Here is a 26,335-nt window from a genome sequence, read left to right on the forward strand (position 1 = left end):
CCCCCTTACTTTATTTCTTTACGTCTTCTATCGATTTCTCGGCAAAGCTGTTATCCACGATTTTGCCGTACTCGGTACGTTCCTTCAGCTCGCCGGCCTGAGTCATCACGTCAAGAAGGTTATTCCATTCGCCTTCGTCAATTACGGGATCGGTTGCGTAGGAGCCTTGTTGTTTGTAGCGGTCAATGGAGCTGACCAGGATGTCTTTATCCACGTTGTCAAAGTAAGGGGCTACAACGTCCGCAATCGTTGCGGCATCGTTTTCCTGTACCCACAGCTGCGCGCGGTGTACGGCATCGGTGAACGATTGGATCGCGGCGTTATTTTTCTTGATATAGCTTTGTTTCGCCATAAAGACGGTGTAAGGCAGATGTCCGCTTTCTACGCCAAAGGAGGCAACCACCTTGCCCGTTCCTTGCTTCTCGAATACGGAAGCCGTTGGTTCAAACAGCTGTACATAGTCGCCCGTGCCGGAAGCGAATGCAGGCGCGATATTGGCAAAATCGACGTTTTGAATCAGCTCCAGATCCGCATGCGGGTCAATGTTATGCTTTCTTAACGTGAATTCGCCCGCCATTTGCGGCATTCCGCCTTTTCTTTGGCCGAGGAACGTCGCGCCTTTCAGGTTGTTCCAATCAAAGTTTGCATCATTCCGGGCAACCAGGAACGTACCGTCGGTTTGCGTCAATTGAGCAAAGTTGATAACCGGGTCGTCAGAGCCCTGTTGGTACACATAAATCGACGTTTCCGAACCGACAAGCGCAACGTCAATCGTGTTGGAGAGCAGCGCGGTCATCGTTTTGTCCCCGCCTGCCGTTGTTGTCAGCGTAACGTCCAGCCCTTCATCGGCAAAAAATCCTTTCGCCAGAGCTACATACTCCGGAGCGTAAAAGACCGACCTCGTTACTTCGCCGATGGTCAGCTTCACCTTCTCCGAGCTTCCCTTGCCGCAGCCGGCCAGCGCGGCTGTTGTCGTCAGCGCCACAATGAGGAGCAGCGACAGCCATAGCTTCCTTCTCATCCGTTAACCTCCCGTGATTACTCAAATAAAGTAAGTAGTAAGTACGATAGCCTATGCAGGAGCAAAAAAGTCGGTGCATTCCGAACAATGGAGACCCTGTATAGCAAGTGGGCACTCCGAAGTTGTGATCCTTAAACAAAAGCTAACGGAACACAAAAAAAAGAGCCGCCCCAACAAGGGACGGCTGCTTTCCATTACAGCTTATAAATATCTTTATATTTGCGCTCGAGATAAGTGACCAGATGCTGAGGATCCAGCGGCTTGCCGGTAACGCTTTGGATCAGCTCCGACGGCGACTTCAGCTTGCCGTACTTGTAGATGCGCTCGGTGAGCCATTCCTTAATCGGAAGCAGCTCGCCGCGGCCGACCAGATTCCAGAAGCCGTCAAGCTCGCGCTCCATTGTGTCCGCGATTTGCGCGGCGTACATATTGCCGAGCGAATACGACGGGAAGTAGCCGAACGCGCCGCCGGACCAGTGAACGTCCTGCAGCACGCCTTCCGCATTAGACGGAGGAACGATGCCCAGGTACTCTTTGTACTTGTCGTTCCAGATCGCCGGCAGATCGGCTGCTTTTGCGCCTTCATTAAAGATCATTTTCTCGATCTCGTAACGGATAATAATGTGCAGGTTGTATGTCAGTTCGTCCGCTTCGATCCGGATCAGGGAAGGCTGAACGACGTTGATGCCGCGGTAGAACTGTTCCACCGATACATCGAGCTGGCCGGGGAATTTCTCCTGCAGCTTGCCGAAATACTGCTCCCAGAACGGCTTGCTGCGGCCGATGACATTTTCCCAGAAACGCGACTGCGATTCGTGGATTCCCATCGAGGTGCCCGTGCACAGCGTAGTGCCGATCAGCTCGGGCATAATATTTTGCTCGTACAAGGCATGCCCGCCTTCATGAATGGTACCGAACAGCGCGCTGGTCACATCGTCTTCCAGGTAACGGGTCGTAATGCGGACATCGCCCGGGTTAAGCCCGGTTGCAAACGGATGAACGCTTTCGTCGAGGCGGCCGGCTTCGAAGTTGTAGCCCATCTGGTTCAAGATATACAAGCTGAACGCTTTTTGCGCTTGCTTATCGTATTTTTGCCCGAGGAAGGAAGTATCCGGCTGATGCGGGGACGCCGCGATTGCCGCAGCAAGCGGCACCAGCTGCTCGCGCAAGCCGCCGAATACGCGGTCCAGCTCAACCGTCGTCATTCCAGGTTCATATTGGTCAAGCAAGGTATCATAACGGGTTGCCTTCGGCCCCCACAGATCAATAAATTGCTGCGTATAATCGATTACTTTTTCGAGCAGCGGCTGGAAGCTGGCGTAATCGTTGCTTGCTTTGGCTTCCTCCCACTTGGATTCCGCCTGCGAAGCAAGCACAACGTATTCTTGATAGAGCTTTGGTGGAATTTTGACGCTACGATCGTAGTCTTTGCGCGTTTCGCTAACGAGCTTCCGTTCAATATCGGATAATTGCTCCCGGGCAGCAGGCTGCTCCAGCTCGTTCAAATATTCGCCAAGCTCGGGCGAGGTCGAAAGCTTGAACATGTCGCCGGACAAAGCGCCGATAACCTCCGAGCGGGTATCCATTCCTTTTCGCGGCGCCCCGGTCCGAAGATCCCAATACAGAACGCCTAACGCTTCCTCGTAGCTTTTAATTTTACGGATTGTCTCCAAAAATTTTGCGGTTGTTTCCTTATGTACGGTCATTATTCCATCCACCTTCCCTATTCCAAATTTGCTCATTTTGAACGGAGCCTATCTTGATCTTAACGATTACAAAACGTATAATCAACTTTAACCTTTTTTTGTCGTTAATAGAGTAGAGAGAAGGAGAGAATACTACATGCGCATAACCTTTACTCCTGCTGCCGCTAAGTCGCTGACCCCTTACATAGAGGATGGCCGCAAGCAGCTTAAGCTGCTTCATGATACCGAAGGCTGCGGCTGCGTCGTCAGCGGCGTTCCAACCCTTCAGCTCATTGAACAAGGCGGCCCGGATGACCGGCTTGCCCAAGGCGACCCGTTCCCCTTCTGGTACGAGCCTCGTCACGAAGTGTTTTTCGAGCCGGAGCTCCGCATTGATTACGATGCCGCGCGCGATGCGTACAGCCTCAAGAGCGACAGCCAGATCTATACGCTTGACCTTCGTTTTCTGAAGAACTAATATTTAATCGTTATTATTTAGGAGGTAATTCACATGAACAATCTGGAAAAAATCTTGAACCACAACAAGGCTTTCGTCGAAAACAAGGAATACGAGCAATATCTTACGGATAAGTTCCCTAACCGCAAAATCGTTGTAGTCACTTGCATGGATACCCGGCTTGTCGAGCTGCTTCCTAAAGCCTTGAACCTGAAAAACGGCGACGCCAAAATTATCAAAAACGCCGGCGCGATTATTACGCAGCCATTCGGCAACATTATGCGCAGCGTCCTTGTCGCGCTGTATGAGCTGAAAGCGGACGAAGTATTTATTATTGCGCACCACGGCTGCGGCATGACCGGCATCGATCCGGATACTGTAGTCGGCCATATGCTGGAACGCGGCATTTCCGAGCAAACGATCAATACGCTCCGTCATTCCGGCGTAGACCTTAACCGCTGGCTGACCGGCTTTGACAACCTGCGCGACAGCGTTGAGAAGAGCGTTAGCATCGTGCGCAACCACCCGCTTCTTCCGCCGAACACCCCGGTGCACGGCCTTGCCATTCACCCGGACACAGGCGCTCTTGACCTGATCGTGGACGGCTACCAAAAATAGACCAATCAAAAAAGGAACCGAAACCGTGGTTATTCCGCGGTCCGGTTCCTTTTCTTCGTTTCGATGGCTGCTGCCCTCTCCGCCAAAACGTCACTGCGGTCTCGCAATTTGTGACGGTGAATTAACGCATCCGCATCCATGGGACTGCTGCTTCCCCATTCCGCTTGCAAGGATTGGCAAAGCTGAATGCATTGCCGCTCAAGCTCGGGGTCTTTTACGATAAGCGTTATGTCTTGGTAAGGCAGCGATTGACCCATTTGCAGATAGTCGTATCTGCGCGACAGATCCGCGATAGCCCGCGTTCCATCCAGTCCTAACCGTTCAAGCGAGGTTCGATCCAGCTTTCCGAGCGCCTTTTCATACATTTTTAACGCACCCTTCGCATTGCCCCGCCGCTCATGATATTGCCCAACCGCAAGCTGGATGAGTCCCACCCAGAGCAATGCCCGCGGATCGCCCGGATGCTCCTTCCAGTACTCCTCCAGAAGTTCATGGCATTCGAAGAAATCCCGCGTCCCGTTAAACTCCGCTAAGTACGATACGTAGGCAGATGGATAATTCATAGGGGTTCTCTCCTTTGCATATATATGTTTTGGTACATTGTGTACAAAAATATTTTGAAACCTCCGTTAATATTAGCCGTAAATGTGTATCATAGCAATGATTGAGCTACACATTGAAGCAGGAGGAGACGTACACAATGAAAAAAGGGTTACTGGTCATCATGGCTTTCGCTTTGTTCCTGACATTTGGTCTAGGCCAAGCGGATGCTGCAAAACGAGGCGGCGGATTCAAATCGCCAAAACAAAGCTACACGCAAACGCCTAAGAAACAAGCAAACGTACAGGAGTCGAATTCCGGTACCAAGGCTGGCGCAACAACGAACAAAACCGGCGCAGCAACAACGAACAAAGGCTTTTTCAGCGGCGGCGGCTTTATGAAAGGGATGTTAATCGGCGGTCTCGCGGGCATGCTGTTCGGCGGTCTGCTTGGCAATATGGGCGGCATGGGTCAATTTTTCGGCCTCCTCATTAACCTGATTGCGATCTTTGTTCTGGTAAGAATCGTTATTTCGCTGTTCCGAATGTTCAAGAAGAAAAACAATCCCGATACGCGGAGACCTTACTAAATGATACGAATTTACACGGACGAAATTATTAATGCCGTTTGTCTGCATATGGCAGATCGAAGAGGCGTGCAACCTTCGGACGTGGAGGTGCAGCTGGCTTGGGACGAAGAGTACGGCTTCACCGCGGAAGTATGGGTTAGCGGTCGGAGCCAATATATCATTGAAGCGAATCTGCTCGAAGCCATCGAGCAATATATGTACCGGCAGTACAACCGCCGAGTCTTCCGAACCAACATTAAGCTGGATGTGGACGAAGAGGAAATGTGGGCGGATATCGAAGACTAACCGGGCATGAGAAAGCCTCCAATCCTTAAGGGTTGGAGGCTTTTCTACTTCAATCAAGCGCAAGAGTTTCTAAGCGTCGCCAGACTGCTTCTCCTCTTGTCTCTTTCGGTCATTCGCCCATGCCTGATCAACGGCTTCTTGCGCAATATCCCGCTTCGGCAGATTCAGGTATATAATGAGCAGCAATATCGAGTTCATCAAAGTTAATAGGAATGTCAGCACAAGCACGAGCGCTTTCCTCCGGTTCGTTTAAGCTTGCATTTACGTTTTCTCTCACAAGCCGCATTTTCCTATATCTTCTATCCTGTCCTTACATATTCCTTCTGTACTGGCCGCCAACTTCAAATAACGCATCCGTAATTTGGCCAATCGATGCGCTTTTTACGACCTCCATTAAGGCTTCGAACAGATTGCCTCCGGATACCGCCGCCTCCTTCAAAGCCTCCAAGGCGCCCGAGCATTCCTCCTGGTGTTTCATCTGAAAAGCCTGCAATTGGCGGATTTGAGCCCGCTTCTCTGTTTCCGTCGACCGTGCCAGCTCGATATCCGTGCGTAACTCTTCGGGGTTGGGATTGAGGAACGTGTTCACTCCGATAATCGGCAGCTCCCCGGCATGCTTTTTCTGCTCATAGAATAAGGATTCTTCCTGGATCTTACCCCGCTGATACTGGGTTTCCATTGCGCCAAGAACGCCGCCGCGCTCATGAATGCGCAAAAATTCCTGCAGCACCGCTTCTTCCATCAGGTCGGTGAGCTCCTCCACGATAAAAGAGCCCTGCAGCGGATTCTCGTTCTTCGCCAGTCCAAACTCCCGGTTGATAATAAGCTGGATCGCCATCGCCCGGCGGACGGAATTTTCCGTAGGGGTGGTGACCGCCTCGTCATACGCATTGGTATGCAAGGAGTTGCAATTATCGTAGGTAGCCATTAACGCCTGCAGCGTCGTCCGTATATCGTTAAAATCCATCTCCTGCGCGTGCAGCGAGCGGCCTGATGTCTGGATATGGTATTTCAGCTTCTGGCTGCGTTCGTTAGCCCCGTATTTAAATTTCATGACGGTTGCCCAAATGCGCCGCGCCACGCGCCCCATAACGCTGTATTCGGGATCAAGGCCATTGCTGAAGAAAAAGGATAGATTCGGAGCAAAATCATCGATAGACATGCCTCGCGCCAAATAATACTCGACGTAGGTGAAGCCGTTCGCAAGCGTAAACGCCAGCTGCGTGACCGGATTGGCGCCGGCCTCCGCGATGTGGTAACCGCTTATGCTGACGGAATAATAATGCCGTACGCCGTGATCGATGAAATATTGCTGGATGTCTCCCATCATTTTGAGCGAAAATTCCGTACTGAAAATGCAGGTATTCTGTCCCTGGTCCTCCTTCAGGATATCGGCCTGCACCGTACCGCGAACGGATCGCAGCGCTCCAGCCTTAATGCTCCGGTATTCCGCTTCATCGGGCTGACGGCCGTTCTCCGCCGCGAATTTTTCCACCTGCTGATCGATCGCCGTATTCATGAACATGGCCAGCAGGATAGGCGCCGGTCCGTTAATCGTCATCGATACGCTGACGGAAGGATGGCATAGATCAAAGCCTTCGTAAAGCTTTTTCATATCCTCAAGGGTACACACATTAACTCCGCTATTACCGATTCTTCCGTATATATCGGGCCGGTCGCTCGGATCCTGGCCGTATAAGGTTACGCTGTCGAAGGCTGTGGATAACCGCTTGGCTTCGTCATTCCGGCATAAATAATGGAACCGGCGGTTCGTCCTCTCGGGTGATCCTTCTCCCGCAAACTGGCGTTTAGGCTCTTCGTCGGTTCGCTTGAAGGCAAATACGCCAGCCGTATAAGGAAAATACCCGGGCAGGTTCTCCTTCAGAAGCCAGCGGAGAAGCTCGCCCGACTCATGGAATTTGGGGAGACTGACTCTGGGCACCGCGCTGCCCGAAAGCGATTCCAGTACAACCGGCCGGTAAAGATTGCGAATGGTCGGCCAATCGGCCAGCTGCTTTCTGCAATCCGGGTGCAGCTGTTCTTCCCATTCTGCTGCCATCGCATCAAGCTTATCCGCGAAGAGAGCCGTTTCCTCTCTCGTTAGAATCCGTTCCTGATTGGCATAAATCAGCTGCCTCGTGCCCTTCAGCTGAGCAAGCGTGCGGACAACCGCAACCTGATCCTCGATATCCTTCTTATACTGCCGGACCGTCTGAACAATCTCGCGCAAATATCCGGTTCGTTCCTGCGGAATAATCAGGTTTCTCTTGGTTGCCCTAATACCGGAATCCTCCAGCCGAACCGGCCAGCTTCCGCCCATTTTGTCCTGGGCAAGCTGCATCGCATGCCGGAAGAGCATCGTTACGCCGGGATCGTTGAATTGACTCGCCATCGTCCCGAATACGGGAAGCTGCTCGCTAGGAACCCTGTCAAGCCTTCTGCTTCGCTTGTATTGCTTGCGGACATCCCTCAAGGCATCCTCTGATCCTTGGCGTTCAAATTTGTTAATGACGATAATGTCGGCGTAATCAATCATATCAATCTTCTCCAGCTGGCTAGGTGCTCCGTATTCGCTGGTCATAACATACATAGCGATATCGCATAGCTCTACAATGGCAGCATCTCCTTGGCCAATTCCGCTAGTCTCGACGATTACAAAGTCGTAGCCCGCTTGCTTGACGATCGCGATCGCGTCACCTGTGGCTTCGCTGATCTCCGACCTGGATTTCCTTGTCGCCATGCTGCGCATGTAAGCCCGCGGATCATGTATGGCGTTCATTCGGATCCTGTCCCCAAGAAGAGCCCCGCCCGATTTCATCTTTGTTGGATCTACCGAAATGACGGCAATCGAACGGTTCGGAAAATAGTCCAGGAACCGGCGCACAAGCTCATCCGTCAAGGAGCTTTTGCCGGCGCCGCCCGTTCCGGTTATCCCTATCACAGGCACGCCGGGAACTTGTTCCTTCAGCTGTTGCAATACGTTGACGGTACAGTCATCGGCAGAAACGCCCGCCGCCATATCCTCGGCCGAAGAGATCAGTCTTGCAATCGCTCCCCAGTTGCGCTGCTTCACCAGCTTAAGATCCTGTTCAGCCTGTCTCGGCGTCGGATGATCGCAAGCTTCAATCATGGCATTGATCATCCCCTGCAGCCCCATCCTGCGCCCGTCTTCAGGGGAAAACACTTTGGCGACGCCGTAACGCTCCAACGCTTCAATCTCGGAGGGAATAATAACGCCGCCTCCGCCTGCGAATAGTTTGATATGCCCGGCTCCGGCTTGTTTCAGCACATCCATCATATAGGTTAAATATTCGATATGACCGCCTTGGTAAGAGCTTATCGCAATACCCTGGACATCCTCTTGTATCGCTGCGCTGGCTACTTCCTGAACCGACCGGTTATGGCCGAGATGAATAACCTCAACTCCGGAGGCCTGCAGAATCCTCCTCATAATGTTGATTGATGCGTCATGCCCGTCAAATAAAGCGGCTGCCGTAATAAATCGCACATGGTTTTGCGGGCGATATACGGGTATTTCCATGCTGGTTCCCGCCCTTCCGATCCGGTTATATCGCTTCGACTCCATCCATCCTAGTATTACAATATTCGCTTGCGGGCAAGTGATGCTTGATTCAAATGGCATTTACAATCGTACGCGTGTTTGCTAATATACTTTATGGTAATATTTACAATTTTAATCTATGGGAGAAATCGTTAATGCCCGTAAAGCCTCACGTGCAAGAGCTGTAATAGAAAAAAAGGCCGCTTCCAATGTGACATGGAAACGGCCTTTTCGTTATGCTTTGCGGAATGCCAATACCGCATTGACTCCGCCGAAGCCGTAGGAATTCGATACGGCTGCCTCTGCCTTCACTTCTCTGGCCTGCCTGGCGACCAGATCAATCTCGGCCTCCGGATCCGGATCATTCAAATTCGTCGTTGGCGGAAGCCAGCCCTGGTTCAAGGAAAGCAGCGTAATCGCCGCTTCTATTGCGCCGGAAGCTCCAAGCGGATGCCCGTACAAGCCTTTTGTTCCGCTGACCGCAACCGGACGGCTGCCGAATACGCTTCGGATCACCTTTGATTCCGTCACGTCATTAAGCAGCGTTGAAGATCCGTGCGCATTGACGTACGAGACGTCATCCGGCGACATATCCGCGCTCGAGAGCGCCAGCCTAAGCGCACGGGCAGCTTGCGCGCCCGTGGGAAGCGGCGCGCTCATATGATGGGCGTCGTTTGTTAATCCAAATCCCGCAAGCTCGCCATAGATCCTTGCGCCGCGGGCACGGGCATGATGCTCGGCCTCGATAACAAGAATAGCGGAGCCTTCTCCCATCACAAACCCGTCCCGGTTCCGGTCAAACGGTCTGCTTGCGCTTGCCGGTTCTTCATTGCGAGTCGACATCGCGCGCAGCATATCGAATGCGCCGAAGGATAAAGGAGCAAGCGGCGCTTCCGAGCCGCCCGCCAGCACGACATCCGCTTCGCCGCGCTTGATGGCCTGCAATGCCCTGCCGATGGCAACCGCACCCGAGCCGCAGGACATCGAATTCGTCTCGTTTGGTCCGGTAAATCCGAACTCCATGGCCAGATTGCAGGAGGCTGCCCCGCCAAATACGGAAAACCCAAGCGTTGGGGACACCGAACGGAAGCCGCCATGGAAATATTGCCCGCATTGTTCCTCCGCAAAGGCGATACCGCCTAGAGCCGAGCCCATAAAGACGCCGGCCCGCTCGGTTTCCAGATCCTCCGCATCCAGTCCGGAATCGCGAAGCGCCATAATGCCGCCGGCTACCGCAAGCTGGGAGTAACGGTCCATCCGGTGCGCCCGCTTCTTATCCATAAATGCCGTCGCGTCGAAATGCGGAATTTGCGCGGCAATCCGGCTGCGAAGCCCTTCCGGCACAAATCGGTCAATCGGTTTGACCGCGCTTTCTCCCCGCTGCACGCCTGCCCATAACGCTTCGACTCCTATGCCAATCGGGGTTACGCAGCCGATGCCGGTTACCACCGCTCTAATCTCGTTCATATTAGCCCACCTCTTCCTGGATGTCCTGCTCGTTCCCGTGCTCTTCGATCCGCTGTTTCAGGCCCTGCAAAGTCCGGTCCGCAATCGCGTATACGAATAAATCGCCGATCATGTCGGCTGCCAGTCTTCTGCCAAGCGGCGGCTGCAGCCAACGATGGATGATCGTCACCTTTACCGGCTCCTTCTCATCCAATGCTTCTATCAGCCATTCGACTTCCATTCCGGCTGTAACGCCGCGAACATGCTTGTAATACACCGAGCATAACTGCTCGTCCACCTTCATTTCGCTAACCCACCAGACCGGCCATTTAAACGGCTTAAACGGCCTTACCGCTCTCATCATGACGAGTCCGCCCCGGTCGCTGCCGCCCTGCTCGAACTGGACTCCCCGGTAATGCGGGAGCAGCGCCGGCCAATTCTCCACTTGCCGGGCATAACGGAAAGCCGTTTCTTTATCGCAATTTATGGTGATTTCATTACGGGTATACATGTATTCGTCTCCTTCGGGCAATCTCCGATGATCCCCGCAAGCTTATTGGTCAGCAGCGAGGAAGTGCCAACGATTCTAAGGGCTGAACGCCATAAGATAGGCTGTCTGCTTAAACGTTCAATGATGTGCTGCAATCGGGAACCGGCTGCGAATTCGGCCTGCTGGTCCATTCTATATTGACGCAGCGGCTCGTGACTGCGCGTCTGAAGCATACGTACGATTGCGGGTGCGGCAAGCTCCGCGCTTCTTAATGCCCGATAGATCCCTTGTCCGGTTAACGGATCGTAATAACCCGCCGCATCGCCGAGCAGAAGCATGCCCGCTATGTCATGAGGAATGACCGGTCTGTCGAAGGGACCGCATGTCAGCACGCCGTCTTCGATTTCCGCATCCCGCAGCCGTTCCGTCAGCTCCGGCACAGCCCTCGCCTCGCCAAGGACAACGCCGGAAAGGTCCTTGACCGCTAATGAAGCCGCCTTGGCGCTGCCAAGCACAACGGTCATATTCGCCAGCCCGGCGCCAATCGGGGCGAGGCCAATGACTTTTCCATCGCCGGCCGTAAACAGCTCGACCCTGCCATTTAAACCTCGCACCCCATTCAAACGCGCAGTAAAAGCGGCCTTGCGAAGCGATCCGTACCGGTTCACTTTGGCGTTTCTCGCCACAACGGACCGCAGACCGTCGCTTCCGATGACAAGGGAGGCTCTTATGGACATCGGCTTGCCTTCCGGGGAGCGGGCGATTACGCCAGCCGCCCTCTCTCCTTCCCAGATCAGACGCTCCACCTTCGTACGCTGCTCAAATACCGCACCAGCGCGGCTGGCCTGCTCGGCAAGCCATAAATCGACCTGTTCCCTGCGGCATCCCGCTCCGTACTGTCCTTCCGGATAAACGGCTTCAAGCAAGGCTCGTCCGCTGCTTACTTTCCAGCCTTGTATCGGACTGGACGGGAAATCAAAGGCTTCACGGGCATGCGAATGCCCCGTTATTCTCCCAAGGGCGGCAACCGCTCCGGGATTCAAGGACTCGCCGCAAGGCTTGCGCCGCGGGAAGGCCTCCGCATCCAGCATCAACACGCGAACGCCGCTGGCAGCCAGCAATCTGGCGGATGCGCTTCCGGACGGGCCGGCACCCACAATAATGACGTCATACCTATTCATGGCCAACCACGGCTAGCCGGAACGGAAAATGTTTATGCACCGCCGCGTTTACGCCAGCAAGCTGAACGAGCTGCCGTGCCTCCTGCTGAGTGAAGGAGCGCATGACAGACAGCGGTCCGTCATGTCTCGTTACCGGGCTTTTCCATACGAATCTGGCCAGCAGCTTGGCCGCCAGATAAGCGAGCCGATGCCGTTCCAGATCCGTTACAACCCAACCTGCGCGGGTTACGCGAGCCATTTCGGCGAACAGCTTTATCGCTGATTGCTCGTCCAAATGGTGCAGAGCAAGATTGCAGAACGCCAGATCAAAGCTTCGGTCTTCAAAAGGCAGGGCCGTTCCGTCCGCATGCAAGACTTCAATGGATGGATACGCATCCGTCCGCCGGGCAGCGAGCTGCACAATTTGCGGATGGTTGTCCACGGCGACAAGCGAAACGTTCCTGCCTCTTTTTTTGCACCAGTCAACAAATGCAACCGGAAGGTCCGCAAGACCCGTGGCCACATCCAATACCCGCACCGGTTCGCTTGGCGCCAGCTTGCGCATCAACCTTTCCAGATGAACAAACAAAGCCGGATTTCCGCCAAGATACCGGTTGACGCCCCACACTTCCCGAAGGCTCTTTTCCAGCTCCACCGGTTCTACGCTATCCCCGTCCAGCCATTCCTTCAGGTCCAGCCGTTCGAACAGCTGTGCCATGCCATCACCTCATCCAGATTTTCCCTGCATGACCTTATTGTTATTCTTTTCCACCTCTTTTATCCGTCCCTCGCAAGGTTTGCGCAACGATTGCCATTATTTACACCTGAAAGCCAGCTGAAATTCATCGCAACCTATCTCTCTCAATTGCGTCTAAATTAGTAGACTTTGAGAGGAGAGTGATAAAGAAGCATGTTCAAAAAACTATCGGCGGCGGTTCTGCTTCTGTTCGTTGCCCAAACCATTGGGACATCCGCGATCAGCATGGCAGCCAGCCCGGTTTCCGGCACAATGACCAAGTATCGCGTCTATCAGAACGATCGTGCATTGCGTGAATTTGCTACCGATAAACAGGCGATTGCTTACGCGTCGAGTTTCGAGTACAGTCATGTGGAAGCGATTACGGGCCGTGAGTGGGTGTGGGACAACCTGCCCAGGTACAAAATCTATCAAGGCGGCACTTCCAGCACCAAATGGGAATACCGCACGTACAACGAGGCAATGGCCGCAGCCAAGAAGATGAAAGGCGTACATATCCGGGATCTGGAAAGCCCGGGCTGGATTTATCAATCCTATCCGAAATATCAGCTCTATCAAGGCGACAAAACAAACGCGAATTGGGGTTATACGACCCTCGATGCAGCCAAGCAGGAAGCGAAGCGCTGGACAAACGCCCATATTATGGAGCTCAGCTCGAATAGCTGGATCTGGGACAACATGACGGATGCTACGGAGAAAAAAATACGGAGCGGCAGCCCGGTCTACTCCATTAAGGTAGATCAGGTACCGGTGGACGGGACAAAAACGTATGCTTTTCTGTACGATGCGATAAAAGCGGCAGCAGCTATTCCAAGCAGCACCGTTGTAAACGAGGTGTCCGGACTTGTCGTGCATTCCAATGTGCCGGCTTACGATGTTCAGCAAAGCGGTAAAACGATCAAATCCTTTGTCGCTCTGCAGCCTGCTTTGCAATATGCCAAATATTTCTTTAACTCCGAAGTCAAACATAACGGAACAACCTGGTGGACTAGCGTGCCTTATCTTTCGGTCTATCAAGGCAATAACAAGTTAAAATCATTCTTTACACGCGCATCGGCTGTCGCTTACGCGAAAAGCTACTCCAACAGCTATGTCATCAATGCAGACGGTCGCAAATTATGGAGCAATACCAAAAACCTTGTCTATCTGGCATGGAATGGTTCATCCAACAGTCAGACGATTCTGAATCAAACGTCGAAGACGCAAGGTCTGTCCATCGATTCCCCGTCATGGTTTGAGCTGAAGGATAGCAGCGGCGCATTAACGGACCTGTCGGATCCGTCGATCGTAACGACGCTGAAGGCTCAGGGCATACAGGTGATGCCGCTTGTGTCGAACGACTTCGATAAGCAGATGACAACGGCTTTCCTGGCGAACTCGAATGCTCAGCAGCAATTCATCTCGGGTCTGGTAACAAAGCTTGATGCCTTGGGCGTATACGGAGTTAATATCGACTTCGAAGAGGTTGCGGGTACGGACCGGGCTGGATACACCGCATTCGTTACCGCTTTAACGAAAGCGGCGCACGCCAAAGGGCTGAAGGTCTCCATCGACCTGCCGCGCGGCGATACCAGCTGGGATCATCTCACCGCCTACGAACATGCCGAGCTTGCCCAAGTGGTGGACACGATCATCATTATGGCGTATGACGAGCACTGGAGCGGAAGCTCAACGGCGGGTTCCGTAGCCAGCCTGCCATGGGTGGAAAAAGGCGTTCAGCAGTTCCTGGCGTACGGCGTACCCCGCAGCAAGCTGATGCTGGGCATTCCGTTCTACGTGCGGGAATGGAAGCTTGACGGCTCCGGCAATCTCGTTAGCAACCGCGCGGTTCTGATGAGCGACATTCCTAAGCTGATCGCGGACACGAATGCCGTTGGCGTCTCGGATCCTGCCACTCCCGGTCAGACCAAATACAAATACGTGAAGGACGGCTTCACCTATGTATTTTGGGCGGAAACCGCGAGCAGCGTGCAGGCGCGTATCAACCTCGCGATTAAATACGACCTTGCCGGCGTTGGCGCTTGGCGCCTCGGCTATGAGACACCTGATCTCTGGACGATGATGCTTCGTTTAAAGCAAGGGTAAACAAAACCCCCGGTCCTCGCTGCCTAGCGAGAACCGGGGGTTATTTATTTTTACTTTTGGGCCTTATCTATCGGAAACGGCTGTCCGGACCATGCTTTCTTGGAAGTCCAGTCCGCTTCGCCCTGCCAGAACGGGTGCTCGCGTTTCAAGCCAAGGGGCAGGAACACGGCTGCGCATAGATACAAGCTGCCTGTCGAGATGTATCCTTCGCCAATATCCTCTTGGTCGCCGCAGAATCCGATTCGAAGCCAGCCTCCCTCGTCGAAGGTCCCGGGCTGCTCCATCATACGGCGGATAACCGCCGTCAGCGCGCATCTTGCCTGATTAGGAGCAATGTCTGACGGAAGCCAGCCTTGAAGCACGGCCTGCGACAGCAGCTGAAACGCGCCAAACCGGTAAGCAAGCGAGCGCCCGATCGGCGGAAAAGTGCCTTCCGGAGAAATCAAGCGTTCTTGCTGCGCCGCATGGCGGGCCGCCCGGCGGATAACAACAGTCGTTATCTGCTCCCACTCCGGCAATTCCGGTCCGACTGTCCGGAGAATATCAACCAGCATCGGTTGAATGACAAATCCGTTATAGTAGTCCCAATGGAATTCCGGCCCGTCCCCATATACTCCATCGCCCAAATACCATTCCTGATGCTTCTTGAGGGCATAATCGATGCGCATCGGATCCCAATCTTCGCCGAGCAGATACAAGGCCGTCTCGGTCATGGCTGCGAATAACAGCCAGTTGTTATAGCCCGGTTTTCTTGAGCGCGTCGCCTTTAAGCAGCTGACTACGTTTTGCTTTACCCGGTTCTCAAGCTTGCCAAGCAATTCATGCGGTGCCCGGACAAGGGCATGGGACAAAAAGGCGGAATCGACAATCGGCTGATAGCCGCCGGCGAAGTTCATAACGTCCGGCGATGACGGATCCGTTGCCGCGTCAATGGCTTCTCTCGCCAATTGCGCCATCCCGCTTCGCAGCTTCTCCTCATCCCCGGATAAGCCGGTCATTTCAAACCAGGGAGCCATTCCGGTCAGCAACCGCCCCAAGGCTTCCAGGTATGTGTATTCGCTGCGGTCGTCTGTGAACGCTTGAACCGGCATCCGTTCCTTCAGCTTGCGTTCCGCTAAAGCTTCCAATACCGGCCTTCCGATTCGAAGCATCCATTCTATCCACTGCTCGCGATCCTGCTTAACTTCAGCCATCGTTTTTGCCCCCTGCAGTCTTGTCTTCATTTCCATTTCTAATAACGCTAACGTTCGTACCAGTAACCCGGAATGCCTTTTTCAAGGCGCATCAGCGCTTCAAGGTAGAAGTAATCGCCCCAAATCGTATAATCGTCCGGCGAAGTATTCGTGCGAACGGAATACGAACCGCGGTTCAAGAAGCCTTCCGCTTCTTTCTCTCCATTCGTCGAGTAATGGCTGACGAGTCCTTCCATGGAGCGGTTCACCGCTTGCATCAGCTTTTTGTACGCGGGATCATTGTCCGGCAGGAAGCCGCAAATCTCCAGCATACCGGAGGCCGCGATGGCCGAAGCCGAGCTGTCCCTCATGGTTTCCGGCACCTGAGGCGCGTCAAAGTCCCAATACACTACGCCATCTTCCGGAATTCGGTCTGCAAAATAGTTGGCGAGCCGCTTGGCCGTTTCCAGATACTCCGGCTTTCGCAAATAACGATAAGCCAGCGCAAAGCCGTAGATCCCCCACGCTTGCCCGCGCGTCCAAGTCGAGCCGTCTTTAAAGCCTTGATGGGTTCCCCCCCGGTTGGAATCGCCGGTCTCGGGATTAAACCAGAAGGTATGGTAAGAGGAATCGTCTCCGCGCACAAGGAAGCGGCGGCTCATCTCCGTATGCTGCTCCGCGGCCTCCCTGAACGATTTGTCCCCGGTCTGCACATAAGCCCAGTGAAGCAGCGGCAGGTTCATCATACAGTCAATGATCATGCGCCCGCCGTTAATCGGATCATCCTTTGGTCCCCAAGCCTGCAAAATATTCATATTTTCGCGCCAGCGCTTCATCAGTACTTTCGCGGCATCTATCGTTATTTGCTTGGCGGCTTCATCCTTCTCCAAGATCCATTGCGCCTTTGCGGACAAGGAATACAAGAAGCCGATGTCGTGATGGTCCAGACTCAGGTTGTTCTCGAGCCTCTTCCCTAGGCTATTAACCGTTTGCACGGCTGCTTCCCGGTAAGCCCTGTCTCCGGAATACTCGTAGCTCAGCCATAGAACCCCGGGCCAAAAGCCTTCCGTCCAGCCTTCGTTTTCAATGAGTACGTATTGACCGCTGCTGTTCTCGCTGACATGCGGGAATTTACTCCCAAACCGTTCGATATTGGCTCTAGTTACTCGCAGCGTATCTTCAATGGCTTTCTTCCACATTTCGATGCCCTCCCGATAAGGTTTATGGCCTCATTATAAATCTCTTGGGCTTAAGGGGAGTTGTGCTATAATGTAGCTAAATTGCGATTTTAGCCCTACCGGGAGGTACGTAATGCCAACAAATGTTCAGCCTATGGATCTTGGCGCTAACGCTTTTTCCTTTACTCATAGATATGAAACCCGCAACGAGAATTGGCTGATGCTGCATGCGCATCAAGGGATAGAGCTGCTGTACATCCACGAAGGATCCGGCACGGTAACGCTTGAAAGCCAGCAGTATAAGCTTGAGGATAACATGTTATTTTGTTTTCAGCCCTACCAGCTTCATAAAGTAGATGTTCCATTAAAGGACGGCGCTACCTATATAAGAACCAATCTGACCTTTGATGCCCGCATATTGGATCCCTATCTGCAGCCTTATCCCAAAATGCAAGCTTTTCTGCGAAGATTAATGTACGGCTTGCTCAGGCGCCAGGTATTTACGTTTTGCGATGACAAGACCTTAGCGAATTTGCTGTCGGACTATGATAAAATGCGAACTCTTACCGGAGGCGAGCCAAGCGTAGAGGATCGGGTACTTTTTCTTCTAGCCCTGTTTAAGCATCTTCAACTGCATGTATTTGAATTAGAAGATACGCACGCTTCCATGGATAAAAACTCCGGCCATGTCGAGAAAATACTAGACTGGATCGAAACGCACTACCGTCAGACGATATCCCTGGAATCCCTGTCACGGGAGCTTCATTTATCCTCTTACCATATATCGCACTTGTTCAAGCAGCAGACCGGAATGACCATCTCCGATTACGTGGCGGGACGCCGGATTCGCGAAGCGTGTGCGCTGCTCGAGAATACGGATTATTCCATTAACGAGATCGGCCGAATGATCGGCGGCTTTAGCGCTCCGTATTTCTCCCAGCTGTTTAAGAAGCATAAAGGGGTAACACCCAATTTGTATCGAAGTGCTATCAAGCATACGTACCGGTAGTCTCGTGGGTAGTCTCGTGGCTGCTGCATGCAAAAAGCTGCCGTCTCCGGCAGCTTTTTGCATTAATGGATGATAAACGTGGCATCCTGTTTATCGGTCGTAGAGCTGGACGAGCTGAGCGGATCAATCCGCATAGCGGTGTAATTGGATTGTCTGAGATAGTAGGTCGGGAAGTTGTAGGATCGGAACGATACCTGCGAAGAGTTCGCAAGACCCGCCGTTTGATAGAACGTAGCATCCTGCTGGAATGTTGTTGTACCGTCGTTGCGGCTTAATTGCATGACATAGTTGTAATGTCTCAGGTAGTAGCCAGGGAAATTGACGGACTCGAAGGAAACGCCGCCCGAATCCGCAAGTCCCGGCACCATTCTGAATTTGGAATCATTAACCGGAGACGGATTCGCATCGATTCGGGCCAGGAAATTGTAGTGGCGGATATAGTATCCGGCATAACGGCCCGATTCGATTTGGTGAAGCTGTGCCGCATCTCCCAGGTCCTTGCTGCCGTAAGTCACCGAGTTGTGTCCGCTGCCAAGCGGTCCGCCCGACAGAATCAATACGCTGTGATTGTCGGCAAGTGGCAGGATCGCGCGGCTGTAGCCTTGCGGAACGACCGTGCTTACACGCGTCCAAGTATCGGATGCCCCGTTCTCGGAGTTCAGAAATAGCTCGTTACTTGAATTGGAGGTTACGGCGATTGTTCCGTTAGGCCCCGTACCCGGCACCCATACGACATAAGGGGAGCTGGTAGGAACAATTCCGTCTCTCGTTTTCAGCAGAGTGCCGGGATCGGTAGCTGCGCCAAAGTTCTCGGGGTTGGAAGAGATTTTGTAATAGACGGCAAAATTGCCGTTAGGCGATCCGCCGTATTCGTAGGTCATAATATAATTACCGTTCCCAAGCTTGGCTACCGTCGTCATGCCCGGACGTTTCGTCGAATCGGCGAGAGCGATATCTTCGACCGCCGTGCTCCAAGTCGTGCCGTTCGTCGAGGTTACATGAACCAGCTTCTGGTTATGAGCGGCATCACGCTCATCCGAGTAATACATAATCAGCTTGTTATTAGCGACGAGAAGAAACGGCTCCCACACCGGATCGTATGAGCCATTTGGATCCGCGCGGCCGCCGGTAGCGATCGAGCTCACGAAAGTCCAAGTCAAGCCTTTATCCGTGCTTTTGTACAAATCAAGCTTCGTTTGGGACAAATCGGATGGAATCGAATTGCCGGCGCAAAGAAGCGTTCCCGCAGGCAAATTGCCGATGGCTTGAGGAAGCTCGTACAGGAAGGGCTGATACCGGAGACCCCATCCGTTCACGGTATCGGCTACTTCCGAAATCTTCGTCCAGGATACGCCTCCGTCCGTACTGCGATAAATCGGGAACGTTGGCGTACCGTTGACATAATGCTCAAAGGTAGCCAGCATGGTGCCGTTTGAGGTTCCGTTGTACTGCAACCGGATGGCTCTTGGATACAGAGTACCCGGACCGGGATCCGTGGAAGGCGAAGTATACATCGTTGAAGGGCCAAAAGCATTCGCTTCCCCTATGATCATCAAACAGGCCAATAGAGCCAAGCCTATTGTTTTTACCCACATCCTTTTTAACTTTTTCCCCATTATCTTTCCTCTTTTCGATAGGAGATCGGAATCCGGGAACGGGCAGGTTCAAGCAGCAGAAATCCGGACTTCCGTCAGGCATTTTATACTGCGCTACGAGTCGGATCTTTAAAGGATTGTGTAAGAAGAGACGGCTGTTAAACCATGTTGGATGATGCGATGTGGCATACGGGCAGGCGCTGCATGGAGTTGTGTGGCTGAGGTAAGCACCTTTTTAGGAAGCTGCAGACTTCGCTAATTAATGAAAGCGCTTTATATATTGGATTATAATGTACGTTAAATCGTATTTATATAACTAATTGATTATAAAAACAATATTTTTTCATTGCTCATTCTTATTCCCGGAACCAAATCCGATGACATAACCGTCCGGATCCTTCACCGAGAATTCCTTCCACACTCCCCAATCATGCTCGGATAGGACAGGCTCAGCTTCAATGATTGCCCCGTTTGCTTTCAACTCCGCATAGAGAAGATCCAGCTCTTGATGGGTCTGTACGTAAGCATACGTATTCCATATCCCTTTGTTTGGACGCACATCCTTGCTGTCCTCCGCTTGAATAAGCTTGAAGCCTAGGCCAAAGTTATCCCGAATAACCCAATAGTCATTCACTTCGCACCCTAATGCTTCCGCATAATAGTTCTGTGAATTAGCCAGATTGGATACCACTAAGACCGTAAGAGAATTCTCGACTTTCGCCTTCTTCATCACTATTCAATCACCCATTTACTGGAAGTATACTCACAAACAAAATACTACCAAACATATGTTCCTATGTAAAGCAAAAAAAGAAGAGGGGCTCCCTCTTCTTCTAGCTTGATCTATCCTTCTGAATGACCGGTATCCAGATCTCGCTCCTGAACGTCGGCGAACTGGTATCCTTATGCTCATTCCATAATATCTCGGGACCTTGAGCCGCTTCGTAATTCGAGGACGGAAACCATTCCGAGTAGATGCGCCCCCAAACATTTTGCAGCGTTGCCGGGAATGGCCCTACCGCTTCGAATACGGCCCATGTTCCGGCTTCAACCAGCAGTTCGCTGTAATGCTCCGGACATGCGGAACTCGTTGCTGCACCGATATAATGGTCTAGCTCTCCTTTTTCCTCCATACGGCCCTCGGAGAAATTTACGGAGGCGCTTATTAAGCCTGTAGGTGTCACGTTGGACAATGCTTTAAGCTCGCGGATCCGCTCCTCGGTCAAGCTCTGCCACATCGCGGCAATTTCCGGGTTCACGCCTTCGAATACAATCGGTACCCGCTTCATCAGCCCAACAATGCGGAACGCTTCCTTGTCTTCAATCCGGTAATTCATTTCGTCTCCCCCTGTTATGGTTAATTGAAAGGACATGCGGGGAAAAGCTTTCAAAGACTGCCCTTGCCGCCTTGCCTCGGACGGTGTAAGCCCGTGAACAGCCTGGAATGCCTTGCTGAACGAATCCGCGGAGGTATAACCGTATTTGACCGCCACGTCGATTACTCTGGATGAAGAGTTCATCAGATCAAAAGCCGCCAACGTCAGTCTTCTCCTTCGGATATATTCAGACAAGGAAACCCCGGCAAGAAACGAGAACATGCGCGAAAAATGGTATTCCGAGCAGTGTGCCCTTCTGGCCGCTTCCTTGAGATCAATCTCCTCGGCCAAATGATCCTCGATATATTTCAAAGCCTGATTCATTTGTTCCAGCGTATTCATCCGTTTCCCCTCCTTTCCTCACCAATAGATTAACAAAAGGGAATTCTCCCTATCCGACTTTTCTTGCACAAGATTAACGGCAAGCAGCTTATGAGCTCTTAAAATTTAAAAAAGGCAAACCTATGCAGGCTCGCCTCTTCCTTGCCTAATATTGCCTAATATTGCCTAACTTCCTCAATAACAGAGATCGGAACATGCACAAGCACGTTGGACTGGTAACGCAGCTGCACGAACTGTTCCTCTACCTTTTCGATTTTCCCGCTCCATACTTTTCCCTTGCTGGTTCTTACGGCTACCGACTGCTGTGCAATTTGCGCATGCAATAAGTGCAATCGAATCGTTGAGATTGGTATCATCTCCTCTTCTGTTACCCGAAGTCCTCCAGCTCTTATCTATCCGGGACCTATTTCTTGATTTTAAAGGACCCGACGTTTTTGCACAATTGTTTAATTGCTTACTTAGAAAATTAAATATGATACTCCAATAAAATTACTTCTTCGTTTAATTTCGTTGCACTCCCGCATACCTGATGCCACTATCGAAATAGATGCGTCAGAATGAAAGGAGTTCTCTCATGAGCCGGAAACAAAAGCTGAATAATGACTGGTATTTCTCCAAGCATCCGCTTGGTACGGAGCTAGACGCCATCAAGCAAGGCGGTATCGATTGGTCCCCTATTACCCTCCCGCATGACTGGTTAATTTATGACTCTAACAACCTGTATGAGAATAGCGTCGGCTGGTACCGTAAAGTTATCAGCTTCGAAGACCTGCCCGAAAATAAGAAATTTGCCCTTCGATTTGAAGGCGTTTACATGAATTCGACGGTTTATGTGAACAGTCGTGTTGCCGGTACGTGGAAGAATGGATACTCGACCTTTGAATTCGATATCACCTCCTTGCTAATAACAGGCGATAATGAAATTCTCGTTCAGGTCGTTCATGAATCTCCGAACTCCCGCTGGTATTCCGGAGCAGGAATTTACAGGCCGGTGTGGCTCATTGCCTCACCGGATACACGCCTTGCCTCTGACGGTATTTATATATCCGCCAAAAAAAATACAGGCGATGCCTGGTCTGTTGATATTGATACCGAGGTTGCATTTGGGAATCTCACCGATTCTTCCGAATTTAAGCTTCGGCATACGATCCTGGATGCCGCAGCGACGGTAATCAGCCAATCCGAAACCCTTGTTCAACCGGAGGCTGGCTCGACCGTAACCTTTAACCGGGTGCTTGCGGTTCATCAGCCGATGCTTTGGGATCTGGAAGAGCCGAACCTCTACAAGCTCCAAACGGAATTAATCGTTGAAAATAACGTATTGGATTCGGAAGAGCAAACCTTCGGATTCCGTACCTTCGATTTCGATACCCAGAAAGGCTTTTTCCTGAATGGCCGGCATGTCAAGCTTCAAGGGGTTTGCCAGCACCATGACCTTGGTTCTCTTGGTGCCGCCGTCAACAAGACGGCTCTAAGAAGACAAATTGCCCTCCTCCAGGAAATGGGCGTTAACGCGATTCGGACAGCCCACAATATGCCGGCGGTTGAGCTGATGGAATTGGCCGATGAGATGGGCGTGCTTATCGTCTCCGAAGCGTACGACATGTGGGAACGGGCGAAGACGCCGTATGACTTTGCGAGATTTTACAAGGACTGGTGGGAAAAAGATATCGCCAGCTGGGTCCGCAGAGACCGGAACCATCCAAGCATGCTGATGTGGAGTATCGGCAATGAAATTTACGATACCCATGCCGATGAACGCGGGCAGACGCTTACGGTAGAGCTGCGGGACAAAGTGCAATTCCATGATCCGAAGGGCAATGCCGTTGTCACGATCGGTTCAAACTATATGCCTTGGGAGAATGCCCGGAAATGCGCCGACCTGGTTCAATTCGCCGGTTATAATTACGGGGACAAATACTATAAGCAGCATCATGAGGAGCATCCGGACTGGTACATTTACGGCAGCGAGACCTGTTCGACGGTGCAAAGCCGGGGGATCTATCACTTCCCGCTTGCCCAGTCCGTTCTGGCGGACGACGACGAGCAATGCTCCTCGCTCGGCAACAGCTCGACCAGCTGGGGGGCAAAAAGCACGGAAGCCTGTATTATCGCCGACCGTGACGCCGCCTTCTCACTCGGGCAATTTCTGTGGACCGGCTTCGATTACATCGGAGAGCCAACCCCTTACCATACGAAGAACTCCTACTTCGGGCAGATCGATACAGCCGGTTTCAAGAAGGATGCCTTCTATATTTACCAGGCGGAATGGACCGATTATCGCGTGAAGCCGATGGTTCATATTTTCCCCTACTGGGATTTCTCGGAAGGACAGCTTATCGATGTACGCGTCTCTTCGAATGCGCCAAGGATCGAGCTTTTCTTCAACGATAACTCCCTTGGAACTTATGACATTGATCATGTCCACGGCCAACAGCTGCTGGGAGAATGGCGGATTCCTTATACGAAAGGCATCCTTCGGGCTGTTGCTTATGACGATTCGGGCAATGCGATTGCAACCGACATTCAGTCCTCCTTCAGTGATGCGGAGACCATCCTTCTGACACCGGACAAAACAACTTTGGCGGCCGACGGCTCGGATCTGGTCTTTATCGAGATCTCAACTCTTGACCGGGATGGCTTGCCGGTAGCCAATGCAAATAACCGCATTCATGTGACCGTAGAAGGTCCCGGCCGACTCGTTGGGCTCGATAACGGGGACAGCACCGATTACGATTCATACAAAGGAACGAACCGCCGCATGTTCAGCGGCAAGCTTCTTGCGGTCGTTGCGCCTACGCTGGAGAGCGGAACCATTACCGTGAGGGCGGAATCCAAAGGTTTAACTGCCGGCGAAGTGACGTTGACCGCTGCTGCTCCTGAGCCGGCAACACCGGGTAATGAATATACTCTGTATGCCTATGCGCCTGGACAAGCTGACGATCCATCAAGCAAACCAGCCGTTTCCGACGACGAGATTCCCGTACGCAAGCTGGAAATCATTTGTCCGCAAGGCAATGAGCTTTCGGCGGAGGACCGCGCTTTGCCGGTACAAGTCGTTATCCATCCAAGCCAAGCCGCGTATCGGGACGTGGAGTGGCGGGTTACGAACGCTGCCGGCGTTGATGCCAATATAGCGACCCTGGAGGCAGACGGGCATCACGCAGCCGTTCATGCCGTTAGCGACGGCGAGTTCTATCTCCGATGCGCAACAAAGAACGGAGCAGACCGTATCCGTCTTTATTCTTTAATGGAGTTTCGGACTGACGGTGTCGGACAAGCTTTTATTAATCCGTACGAATTCGTATCCGCAGGCTACCATAGCGAGGCCAGCCGCAATCTGACAAACGGGAATGAACGCGGCGTAGCGACAAGCCGGGACGGCGAAAGCTGGATCTGTTTTGACAACATCGACTTTGGAAGCTACGGCGCGGACGAGATTACGCTGCCAATCTTCTCGCTCGACAGCGAACGGTTCGCCATCGATATGTGGGAAGGCATCCCTGGCGAGCCCTCGGCTTCCCTGCTAGCCCAGCTGGCGTATCAAAAGCCATCCAAATGGAATGTGTACCAGGAAGAGACGTATCGTCTGCCACGCCGGCTTACAGGCATTACGTCCCTCAGCTTTGTTCTTCATCGCAAGATTCATTTGAAGGGCTTCCGCTTCAAGAAGGCAATGAAAGCCTTTGAACGACTGGAAGCGCTGGAGAATAACCAGATTTACGGCGATACGTATACGCTGGCGGATCAGGCAATCGAGAACATTGGCAACAACGTCTCGCTTGTGTTCCGGGACATGGATTTTGGGGACACAGGCACAAGGAAGCTAGCCATCCGCGGTCAATCGCCTATCGACAACAATACGATCCATATCCTTTTCAGCGGTGCCGAAGGCGAAACTACTCAGCTGGTGGAGTTTGCCTATACGGAAGATTATTTCGAGAAAGAATACGCTCTCGAGCGGATCACCGGCCTTCAGACGGTCACCTTCATTTTCCTGCCGGGCAGCCGATTCAACTTTAAATCTTTTCAGTTTCTCCCGGAGTAATTTGCTCAACAGGCATAGGGACCTCAGCGGACAGCTGAGGTTTTCTTTTTCCCCCTTCCCACCGCAACTTACCAAACAGAAAGACGTACAATTGTATAATTCAGGAAGATGGTAATAGTAATACCATAAGGGATGCCGACTTATCCTGACCCTCCTTTACGAAAATGTATATTTGAAATAAAGACTTTAGAAGGATTGAAGTGAGCACATTGGTACTTTCGAACATTTCCATACGGGTTCATATTTTGGTACACTAAACGTTACGATTGTAACAGTCAGCTAAGGGAGGATTTATACATTGCGAGTAAAAGAGAATCTGATTGGCGCTGCAATCGCTTTTGTACTCATCTGCGGTGCGGGAGCCATCGGCGCGAATTACGTTCTTAAAGCCATGGATAGTGGGGATAAGACTGAAACAACCGATAAAACGGAAACAACGGATACAGTACAACCGCTGCATGTTCCGCAAGTTGACTTTGCGGCGAATTCGACGGAAGGTAAAGCGATCGGGAAGATTAAGGAGTATCATTCGACCTTTGATCTCAAGGTAACGGGCGGCGGACTGGATAATTTCAAGCCGGACAACGATACCGCCTGGGAGGAGTTTCTCGCGTCGGAAGTCTTCAACGCCAAAAATTACGAAGACATTGGCAAAGCCCTGTCTAGCGTCGAAGGTCTGCAGATTGATATGAACAACCTGATCGAGCTTGCCGATATTGCCCGCAAGAAGCATGATCCGGATGCTTTGCGTTTCATGCACCGTATTTTGCATGATTTGGACTTATACGCATTCCCTAATAAAGATACCGTCCAGCGCGATTACTGGGGGGTAACGAACACCGCTCCCTCCGGCGACAATGCGAACCGGGATGAGATGGAGAAGTTTCTGGCCGCTAATAAAAAGTAATGGAAAAACCGGG

At 52.1% G+C, this 26,335-nt stretch carries 23 protein-coding genes; 8 read left to right on the top strand and 15 right to left on the bottom strand.

All coding sequences use genetic code 11. The annotated features are described in order from the left end of the window. Nucleotides 1–10: 10 nt before the first annotated feature. Both CFI03_RS28635 and CFI03_RS28640 read right to left on the bottom strand, forming a co-directional pair. Nucleotides 11–1,021: an ABC transporter substrate-binding protein gene (locus CFI03_RS28635; protein ID WP_201003363.1), complete on the bottom strand. Its 1,011-nt coding sequence runs from the start codon at nucleotides 1,019–1,021 to the stop codon at nucleotides 11–13. Between the two features lie 194 nt (nucleotides 1,022–1,215). After that, nucleotides 1,216–2,727, bottom strand: a complete 1,512-nt coding sequence (locus tag CFI03_RS28640) for a carboxypeptidase M32 (RefSeq protein ID WP_248762534.1) — start codon at nucleotides 2,725–2,727, stop codon at nucleotides 1,216–1,218. Between the two features lie 136 nt (nucleotides 2,728–2,863). Here CFI03_RS28640 and CFI03_RS28645 point away from each other — a divergent pair, with 136 nt between their 5' ends. After that, nucleotides 2,864–3,184, top strand: coding sequence for an iron-sulfur cluster biosynthesis family protein (locus CFI03_RS28645; protein ID WP_248762535.1), 321 nt, complete (start codon nucleotides 2,864–2,866; stop codon nucleotides 3,182–3,184). 33 nt (nucleotides 3,185–3,217) lie between these two features. Next, nucleotides 3,218–3,781, top strand: a complete 564-nt coding sequence (locus CFI03_RS28650; protein WP_127491429.1) for a beta-class carbonic anhydrase — start codon at nucleotides 3,218–3,220, stop codon at nucleotides 3,779–3,781. Between the two features lie 29 nt (nucleotides 3,782–3,810). Here CFI03_RS28650 and CFI03_RS28655 read toward each other — a convergent pair whose 3' ends face one another. Next, on the bottom strand, nucleotides 3,811–4,344 hold the full coding sequence (locus CFI03_RS28655) for a DUF309 domain-containing protein (protein WP_248762536.1): 534 nt from the start codon (nucleotides 4,342–4,344) through the stop codon (nucleotides 3,811–3,813). A 137-nt stretch (nucleotides 4,345–4,481) separates the two neighbouring features. On the opposite strand from CFI03_RS28655, the gene CFI03_RS28660 reads away from it, so the two are divergent. Beyond that, a complete protein-coding gene (locus CFI03_RS28660; RefSeq protein WP_248762537.1) occupies nucleotides 4,482–4,910 on the top strand; it encodes a hypothetical protein in 429 nt (142 codons plus the stop codon). Then, nucleotides 4,911–5,195, top strand: coding sequence for a YxcD family protein (locus tag CFI03_RS28665; protein ID WP_248762538.1), 285 nt, complete (start codon nucleotides 4,911–4,913; stop codon nucleotides 5,193–5,195). A 69-nt stretch (nucleotides 5,196–5,264) separates the two neighbouring features. Here the strand turns inward: CFI03_RS28665 and CFI03_RS28670 are convergent, their stop codons facing one another. From CFI03_RS28670 to CFI03_RS28695, 6 genes are all read right to left on the bottom strand, one after another. Continuing rightward, a complete protein-coding gene (locus CFI03_RS28670; RefSeq protein ID WP_164775362.1) occupies nucleotides 5,265–5,423 on the bottom strand; it encodes a hypothetical protein in 159 nt (52 codons plus the stop codon). An 82-nt stretch (nucleotides 5,424–5,505) separates the two neighbouring features. Beyond that, nucleotides 5,506–8,736, bottom strand: a complete 3,231-nt coding sequence (gene icmF / locus CFI03_RS28675) for a fused isobutyryl-CoA mutase/GTPase IcmF (RefSeq protein WP_248762539.1) — start codon at nucleotides 8,734–8,736, stop codon at nucleotides 5,506–5,508. A gap of 255 nt (nucleotides 8,737–8,991) precedes the next feature. Then, nucleotides 8,992–10,224: a beta-ketoacyl-[acyl-carrier-protein] synthase family protein gene (locus tag CFI03_RS28680; RefSeq protein ID WP_127491439.1), complete on the bottom strand. Its 1,233-nt coding sequence runs from the start codon at nucleotides 10,222–10,224 to the stop codon at nucleotides 8,992–8,994. A gap of 1 nt (nucleotide 10,225) precedes the next feature. Next, complete coding sequence (locus tag CFI03_RS28685) at nucleotides 10,226–10,714, bottom strand: SRPBCC family protein (protein ID WP_248762540.1); 489 nt, start codon at nucleotides 10,712–10,714, stop codon at nucleotides 10,226–10,228. After that, a complete protein-coding gene (locus CFI03_RS28690) occupies nucleotides 10,687–11,874 on the bottom strand; it encodes an NAD(P)/FAD-dependent oxidoreductase (RefSeq protein WP_248762541.1) in 1,188 nt (395 codons plus the stop codon). Before CFI03_RS28690 ends, CFI03_RS28685 begins: the two co-directional genes overlap by 28 nt. Then, a complete protein-coding gene (locus CFI03_RS28695; protein WP_248762542.1) occupies nucleotides 11,867–12,571 on the bottom strand; it encodes a methyltransferase domain-containing protein in 705 nt (234 codons plus the stop codon). Before CFI03_RS28695 ends, CFI03_RS28690 begins: the two co-directional genes overlap by 8 nt. A gap of 192 nt (nucleotides 12,572–12,763) precedes the next feature. Here CFI03_RS28695 and CFI03_RS28700 point away from each other — a divergent pair, with 192 nt between their 5' ends. Beyond that, nucleotides 12,764–14,695, top strand: coding sequence for a glycosyl hydrolase family 18 protein (locus CFI03_RS28700; protein ID WP_248762543.1), 1,932 nt, complete (start codon nucleotides 12,764–12,766; stop codon nucleotides 14,693–14,695). Nucleotides 14,696–14,745: 50 nt separating this feature from the next. Here the strand turns inward: CFI03_RS28700 and CFI03_RS28705 are convergent, their stop codons facing one another. Next, complete coding sequence (locus CFI03_RS28705; RefSeq protein WP_248762544.1) at nucleotides 14,746–15,888, bottom strand: DUF2264 domain-containing protein; 1,143 nt, start codon at nucleotides 15,886–15,888, stop codon at nucleotides 14,746–14,748. A gap of 47 nt (nucleotides 15,889–15,935) precedes the next feature. Then, nucleotides 15,936–17,066 (bottom strand): glycoside hydrolase family 88 protein, encoded by a 1,131-nt coding sequence (locus tag CFI03_RS28710; protein ID WP_248762545.1) that lies wholly within the window; start codon nucleotides 17,064–17,066, stop codon nucleotides 15,936–15,938. Between the two features lie 112 nt (nucleotides 17,067–17,178). On the opposite strand from CFI03_RS28710, the gene CFI03_RS28715 reads away from it, so the two are divergent. Continuing rightward, nucleotides 17,179–18,054: an AraC family transcriptional regulator gene (locus CFI03_RS28715; RefSeq protein WP_248762546.1), complete on the top strand. Its 876-nt coding sequence runs from the start codon at nucleotides 17,179–17,181 to the stop codon at nucleotides 18,052–18,054. 62 nt (nucleotides 18,055–18,116) lie between these two features. On the opposite strand, the gene CFI03_RS28720 is transcribed toward CFI03_RS28715, so the two are convergent. From CFI03_RS28720 to CFI03_RS28735, 4 genes are all read right to left on the bottom strand, one after another. Then, nucleotides 18,117–19,670, bottom strand: a complete 1,554-nt coding sequence (locus CFI03_RS28720) for an AbfB domain-containing protein (protein WP_248762547.1) — start codon at nucleotides 19,668–19,670, stop codon at nucleotides 18,117–18,119. A gap of 322 nt (nucleotides 19,671–19,992) precedes the next feature. Continuing rightward, nucleotides 19,993–20,379, bottom strand: coding sequence for a VOC family protein (locus CFI03_RS28725; protein WP_248762548.1), 387 nt, complete (start codon nucleotides 20,377–20,379; stop codon nucleotides 19,993–19,995). 103 nt (nucleotides 20,380–20,482) lie between these two features. After that, on the bottom strand, nucleotides 20,483–21,367 hold the full coding sequence (locus CFI03_RS28730) for an AraC family transcriptional regulator (RefSeq protein WP_248762549.1): 885 nt from the start codon (nucleotides 21,365–21,367) through the stop codon (nucleotides 20,483–20,485). A gap of 155 nt (nucleotides 21,368–21,522) precedes the next feature. Continuing rightward, entirely contained in the window at nucleotides 21,523–21,723 is a 201-nt protein-coding gene (locus tag CFI03_RS28735) for a hypothetical protein (protein ID WP_127491516.1), read from the bottom strand. A 218-nt stretch (nucleotides 21,724–21,941) separates the two neighbouring features. On the opposite strand from CFI03_RS28735, the gene CFI03_RS28740 reads away from it, so the two are divergent. Both CFI03_RS28740 and CFI03_RS28745 read left to right on the top strand, forming a co-directional pair. Further along, nucleotides 21,942–25,415, top strand: a complete 3,474-nt coding sequence (locus CFI03_RS28740) for a glycoside hydrolase family 2 TIM barrel-domain containing protein (protein ID WP_248762550.1) — start codon at nucleotides 21,942–21,944, stop codon at nucleotides 25,413–25,415. Nucleotides 25,416–25,713: 298 nt separating this feature from the next. Beyond that, nucleotides 25,714–26,322, top strand: coding sequence for a hypothetical protein (locus tag CFI03_RS28745; protein WP_248762551.1), 609 nt, complete (start codon nucleotides 25,714–25,716; stop codon nucleotides 26,320–26,322). The last annotated feature ends 13 nt before the right edge of the window (nucleotides 26,323–26,335 follow it).

The sequence above is a fragment of the Paenibacillus sp. ATY16 genome, from assembly GCF_003399985.2.
Classification (GTDB): Bacteria; Bacillota; Bacilli; order Paenibacillales; family Paenibacillaceae; genus Pristimantibacillus; species Pristimantibacillus glycanilyticus.